6 protein-coding genes and 1 pseudogene are annotated in these 6,131 nt (G+C 33.9%); all 7 read right to left on the bottom strand.

All coding sequences use genetic code 11. The annotated features are described in order from the left end of the window. Window positions 1-209 precede the first annotated feature (209 nt). Window positions 210-668, bottom strand: a complete 459-nt coding sequence (locus tag ABH960_RS29390; protein ID WP_404449954.1) for an ASCH domain-containing protein — start codon at window positions 666-668, stop codon at window positions 210-212. A gap of 38 nt (window positions 669-706) precedes the next feature. Then, window positions 707-907, bottom strand: a pseudogene (locus ABH960_RS29385) (peptidase M20); the annotation flags it as partial. Window positions 908-1,331: 424 nt separating this feature from the next. Next, window positions 1,332-2,129, bottom strand: a complete 798-nt coding sequence (bacA, locus tag ABH960_RS29380; protein ID WP_404449953.1) for an undecaprenyl-diphosphate phosphatase — start codon at window positions 2,127-2,129, stop codon at window positions 1,332-1,334. A gap of 17 nt (window positions 2,130-2,146) precedes the next feature. After that, entirely contained in the window at window positions 2,147-2,884 is a 738-nt protein-coding gene (locus ABH960_RS29375) for an ABC transporter permease (RefSeq protein ID WP_044438117.1), read from the bottom strand. Further along, the gene (locus ABH960_RS29370; protein WP_404449956.1) at window positions 2,877-3,797 is read right to left on the bottom strand and encodes an ABC transporter ATP-binding protein; all 921 of its coding nucleotides are present in this window, start codon (window positions 3,795-3,797) and stop codon (window positions 2,877-2,879) included. The genes ABH960_RS29375 and ABH960_RS29370 overlap by 8 nt, the downstream gene beginning before the upstream one ends. Before the next feature lie 76 nt (window positions 3,798-3,873). After that, window positions 3,874-4,887, bottom strand: coding sequence for a sensor histidine kinase (locus ABH960_RS29365; RefSeq protein WP_002167061.1), 1,014 nt, complete (start codon window positions 4,885-4,887; stop codon window positions 3,874-3,876). Next, window positions 4,877-5,590, bottom strand: coding sequence for a response regulator transcription factor (locus tag ABH960_RS29360; protein WP_404449950.1), 714 nt, complete (start codon window positions 5,588-5,590; stop codon window positions 4,877-4,879). The genes ABH960_RS29365 and ABH960_RS29360 overlap by 11 nt, the downstream gene beginning before the upstream one ends. Window positions 5,591-6,131 lie beyond the last annotated feature (541 nt).

Below are 6,131 nucleotides of genomic sequence, written 5' to 3'. Positions count from 1 at the left end.
TCTCTAGCGCCGATGGTAGTTGGGACCTTGTCCCTGTGAGAGTAGGACGTCGCCAAGCAACTTTAAGACGAGTCAGAATGACTCGTCTTTTTTGTGTTTAATGAAATAAGCTTGTTATTAATGGCTCAAGAAATCCATTGATAACAAGCTTATTTGTTTAAAGATAAATGTATTTATCTAGTAGGGACTTCCGGTAAAATCGTTATTTATCATAGCTTCACTTTGTTTTTTACATCGATAAGCTTAAAACGTTCGCAAACGAGCAGCATATCTTCAGAAAAACTAAGACCAAGTTCGCTTAGTTCCTTTGTAAAGAACTGTATATGGGTGTCTCTCCAGTAATTATAAGTAAGATCGCCTTCGCCTTCAGCGAAAGCGAATTCTTCAGTCACTTCATTCATTGGCATTATAGTTACTTCTATTGTCTTAATAATAGCTACAGGTTCATCTTGACTATTGAGTACAATACTATAATCATTGGTTGTTGGTAGCGGTTCGTTTTCTAATTCATAAAAAATATGGCCGGAGCATGTTGCAGTTTTTACACCATCAATGACTAGTTTAGCGAGATAATCAGGAGAATCACCAAATTGCCAAGCTGTAACAGATTTCGGTTTTTCATTGTTCCCCCAATAAGTATCCCAATATGTTTGTGCTAATGGATTCATTTGTATTTTTACCTCACTTTAGCTAAAGTTGATTTTCTTTATAAACCCTGGACAATTTGCTTATTTGTAATAGCTTTGTAGTCATTTAAAATTTGTATTGTTGTATTACGGATTAATAAAGATAATACGCTGAATGAATATGGTTTGTAAACACGTTCTGTCCATTTATGGCCATCTTTCCCGTAGACGCCCATATAAATAGATGGGATGTTTAATTTCTGGATTGTTTCGTATGGTAATGGATATAGTTGTTATGTAGTCTATTTGTGATTTGGGCTGCAATAAAGTTAGGGTCAATGCCCGATCACCTACACGTACTTCGCTTCCATAAATATAGAAACAAGGAAGAAGTGATGTATAGCAAAGGGGTGAGAACATTAGTTCTGTCGTGGTGTAATGGGTAGACTCAATCAATTAAGGTGCTTATTTTTACTTCAGTATATGTGTATAAAGAAGAAATGCTATCACTAGGTTCGGATTTCAAATATAGCTTTTAACGTTACATATTTTAATGAAGTGTTGTTTAGAGGTAAAGAATATTCTGATTATTAATATTGATCTATTATCCACTATGCCATATTGAAGTGAGTAATACTAGAGGTGAAATAGATAAAAACCGATATTCCTTGAATATCGGTTTAATAATATGTGGCTTATATGAAGCTATAGCAATACGAAAAGTGTAAATAAGATAGCTAACAAAATACGATAATATGCAAAAGGTTTTAAACCTATCTTTTCTAAAAGTTTCAGGAAAGTTACTACCGCTAGCATTGCTACAAGAAAAGAGGTAATGAATCCTACCGCAAACATAGGAATATCATCTACACTTAAATACTTCCAACTTTTTAATAAGTCTAACCCTGTAGCTCCGGCCATTACAGGAATGGCAATGAGAAAAGAGAACTCAGATGCAGCCTTATAATTTACTTTTGCTAATAGCCCTCCAGAAATAGTAGAGCCCGCTCTAGAGAAGCCAGGATATACTGCTAAGCATTGAAATAATCCAATTGTTAATGCTTGACGGTATGTTAAATCATCTAGTGAAAAGGCGGTTGCCTCTGCTTTTTTTGCTTCTGCAAAAAGCATAAGAATTGCTCCTGCTACAAGTCCGATTACGACAGTATACGGCTGAAATAAGTATGTTTTAATAACATCATGTAATAATAAGCCAACAACTACCGCTGGGAATACACCGAGAAAAACATGTAATGCATTGAATTTTTTCTCTTTCCGTAGAAGGGGGTTAATATTACATAAAGAAACAAGGCGTTTATGATATAAAATCGCGATAGCTAAAATTGCCCCTAACTGTATGACGATTTCAAATGTTTTTGTCCTTTCTCCTTCAAAACCTAATAAATGTCCGACTAATATAAGATGGCCAGTAGAAGAGATGGGTAAAAATTCAGCTAACCCTTCTACAATGCCAAGTATGAAGGCATTGATAAGATCTCTCATAGTTTCACTCCTATAAATTAATGAATATCTACTCTTTTAAAATAGAATAGTGTTGTAATAAATCCGAAAATAGCTGTTACTGCAATGATGATATAAGAATACTCTGGTGGATAAGTCGGTTGTAATTCGTTATTTGCTATATCTAGAGTAGCGGTCCATGGGAATAGGTCTTTATGTTTTGAATTTACGATCATAAGGTTAGTCATTGTAATAATGATTGTTAATATAATAGGCGGTACATAGGTCTTCATTACAAGAGTTAGTAGTACAATAGGTGAAGACAAAAGAAAGAGAAGTCCACCACATATTAAAAATTTTATGAGAGAGCCTAAAAGTAAGGTGATACTAAACCCAGGGAAGCTACCTATTAGCCCTAATAATAAAGTTAGCGTCCAAGCAACTAAAGTTAGCATCATGATCCAAAGGAATAGAAGGATAAACTTACTTATAATAAAGCTAATACGTGATACTGGGATAGTTAGCAAATTTTTTAATGTATCTTCCGTGTATTCACGGGTAAATAGATAAGCGATCACAACTCCATATAAGGGGAATCCTATAATTAAAGTAGTGTATAGGTTAACTTCAGTGAACAGTTGACCAAATAAAATAGTTGGAGTAGGTTGCTTTGTCTTCATGTGTATATAAGAAGCTACAACCACTAAAAATGGCGCGACACCTGCTCCGATAATACTAATCAAAAACATATTGGATCGTTTCAATTTTAATAGTTCTGTATAAAGCAGATTAACCAATTGTGCCACCCTCAACTAGTTTGGTGAAATAATCTTCTAGTCTATCTTCGCTCATCACAATTTTTAATACTTCAATATCATTACGAACTAACGTTCTGTTGATGTGTCCCTGCTGTCCAAAGTGGGAATAAACGCGAATATTTCCTTCATCATGTACCTCATAATCAAAAATTTGAAAATGATTTTCTAATAGCATCGCAGCTTTATTATCATTATTTACTTGGAATTCTATGTACTTACGATTGGCTTTACGCAGTGTATCAAGAGAAACTGCTTCTAATAACCTTCCTTCATGAATAATTCCCATACGATCGACTAGTTGTTCCACCTCAGCTAATATATGACTAGAAATGAGTATTGTTATATTTCTTTCTTGAGCTAAAGATTTAATGAGTTTTCGCATTTCTTTAATACCGATTGGATCTAGTCCGTTAGTTGGTTCATCTAGTATGAGTAGTTCAGGATAATGGAGAAGAGCACGTGCGATTCCTAAGCGTTGCTTCATTCCTAAAGAGTATTTTCCTACTAATTTTTTTGTTTCGTGCTGCAAGCCTACAATTTCTAATGCTTCTTCAATTGCATTCCTTTTGTGAACACCAATTATCTTTGCATTAATTAATAAGTTCTCTCTTGCAGTTAAGTTTTCATAAAATCCTGGGACTTCAACGATAGAACCGATTCTTCTTAAAATGTCTTTTGGATTCCGAAGTAAATCCTCACCGAATATTTCTATATTTCCACTTGTAGGTTTTATAAGACTAAGCAGCATACGGATTGTAGTTGTTTTACCAGCACCGTTACGCCCTATGAATCCATAAATCTCTCCTTGCTGTACATTTATATTTAGATTATCTACTGACTTTTGGTTCCCATAAACTTTAGTAAGGTTTGTCGTTTTTATAATTGTATTTATAGGGGCACCTACTTTCTATAAGTTCTTAATTACATAATAAAAAGGAAGGTTTAACTGCATATTAATCATTTCTTAACTATTTCTTAAAAGTAGTGTGTTTTGGGACGGAAAAACCAAAAGTAGTTCGTTCCCAAGGAATGCTGTCAACCCATATACGCCCACCATTTTTTTCAACGAGGGCTTTAGAAATAGAAAGTCCGAGGCCACTACCACCGTAAGAAGGATTTCTTGATTGTTCGCTGCGGTACATCCGCTTAAATACGTTTTGTAAATCATGTTTTGGAATACCGGGTCCCTTGTCCCAAATAAGAATCTCATATTCTGTATTGGTTTCTAGTAGTTCGACTCCTACTATTTTCCCAGCTTTTCCGTGATGGATAGCGTTTTTTATTAGATTACCTATAATTCGTATAAGGCTAAGGTGATCTGCAATAATAGGAGAAGTAGATTCTGGTATGAGAACTTGTAGTTCAATGTTATGTTTTGATAGCTCGGGTAAAAATTCGATTAATACTTCTCTAGTAACCTCAGAAAAATCGAGTTCTTCTTCTTTTAATGGAAATTCATCAGCATCTAGCTTGGCCATATTAAAGATTTCATCGACCAGATGTTTTAAGTCATTCGATTTCTTATAAAGTATTTCAAGATATTCTTGCTTTTCTACTTCAGAAGCAGCGACATCATCTTTTAAAGCATCAATATATCCAATAATAGAAGTAAGTGGTGTCCGGATATCATGTGAGATATTAGATAAAAGTTGTTTTCTAGCTTCTTGGGATTTCCTTGCTTCGATCTGGCCCTTTTCTAATGCAGTTATTAAGTCGTTTATTGAAAACACGATACTATTTAGTGAACGGTCGTTATTTGTGAATAGCCTCGTTTGTAAATTCCCTTTAAGTGCACGGCTTAATTTAGTAACCATCGATTCGTTGCTTTGAATAAAGTGAACTCTTGAAAAGAAAAGATATATTGTGATTATGATAAGAGCAATAAATAAAGATATTTTCACATGGTATCCCATATCTATATTTAAAAGTCCGCAAATGATAAGTTGTAATGAAATAAGAAAGAGCACCTTATCATTTTTCAACCTTTTCACCTACAAACTTATAACCGATTCCCCATACAGTCTGAATGAATTTTGGATTGGAAGAATCAATTTCTATTTTCTTTCTAAGCTTTCTAATATGCACCATAACTGTATTATCATCTTCTATATAATTATCGTCCCATACATTCCGAAAGAGTTGTGTTTTCGTAAATACTTGCTCTGGGTTTGAAGCGAAGAATTTTAATAGTTCAAGTTCTTTTCCAGTTAAGTTGATTTCTTTTCCGTTCGTATGGACTGTGTATTTTTTTAAATCGATAGTTAGTCCTTTAAATGTTAAAGCTGTTTTCTCTTGTACGTTAGTGTTACTTCCAAGAACTAAAAAACGTCGCATAAGAGCTTTTACTCTTGCAACCACTTCGTGAATACTGAAAGGTTTCGTAATATAATCATCAGCACCTATGCTTAAGCCCAAAATTTTATCAACTTCGTGATCTTTAGCAGTTAGCATTAATATAGGAATATTAGTTGTATCTCTAAGTTTTCTGCACACTTCGATACCATCTACTTTCGGCATCATAAGATCTAATATAACGAGGTTGTAGTTATTTTGGTTAAATAAGCACAACGCTTCTTCGCCATTAATTGCAGTATCTACCATATATAATTCTCGCTCTAAATATCTTTTTAATAAGTCTCGAATTTCTTTATCGTCATCTGCTATAAGAATACGTATATCTTTCATATCGTCACCTGTTTCTAATAGAATGTTATTGATATTACAATTTGATAAACAAAGGGGGATAGGGAGCGGTAATAAAAAATAAAGCAACTTTCTAAGTATATACTATTAATTGTTAAAATAAGGTTGCTAGTTTAGCTGAAAAGAATCAATCGTATGAGTTCGGTAAGATGGGGGAAGCAAGTCCTTTGAAATAGAGAAGTGCCTAAATTGAATAGTATTTAGAAGAATAGGTTGGTAAAGAAAAGTAGACGGTGGTGGCTATTTTAATGAAACCTTTGTAGGTCCTTATCTAGAGTTAAAAGAGTGCAAAGGTACTAAATTAAATTTCTTTATAAAAAGGTGTTGACGATTAGTATATAGAGGTGTAATATAGAACAAGTCGCCGATGCAATAACGCAGAACGCGGCAAACAAAATGAAAAACTTAGTTGACATTAACTAACGAAGATGTTAACATAAGGGAGTCGCAAATGAGCGACAGACAAGTTCTTTGAAAACTGAACGAAACAAACAACGTGAACGTCAATTTTTATTTTTAGATG

The organism is Bacillus sp. RC252 (assembly GCF_044909215.1).
Taxonomy (GTDB): Bacteria; Bacillota; Bacilli; order Bacillales; family Bacillaceae_G; genus Bacillus_A; species Bacillus_A mycoides.
This window is presented reverse-complemented; position numbering and strand designations above follow the sequence as displayed.

Bases quoted from the DNA above. Each gene is read 5' to 3' on its own strand.
- ABH960_RS29390 (WP_404449954.1), bottom strand. From the start codon at position 668: ATGAATCCATTAGCACAAACATATTGGGATACTTATTGGGGGAACAAT.
- bacA (WP_404449953.1), bottom strand. From the start codon at position 2,129: ATGAGAGATCTTATCAATGCCTTCATACTTGGCATTGTAGAAGGGTTA.
- ABH960_RS29360 (WP_404449950.1), bottom strand. From the start codon at position 5,590: ATGAAAGATATACGTATTCTTATAGCAGATGACGATAAAGAAATTCGA.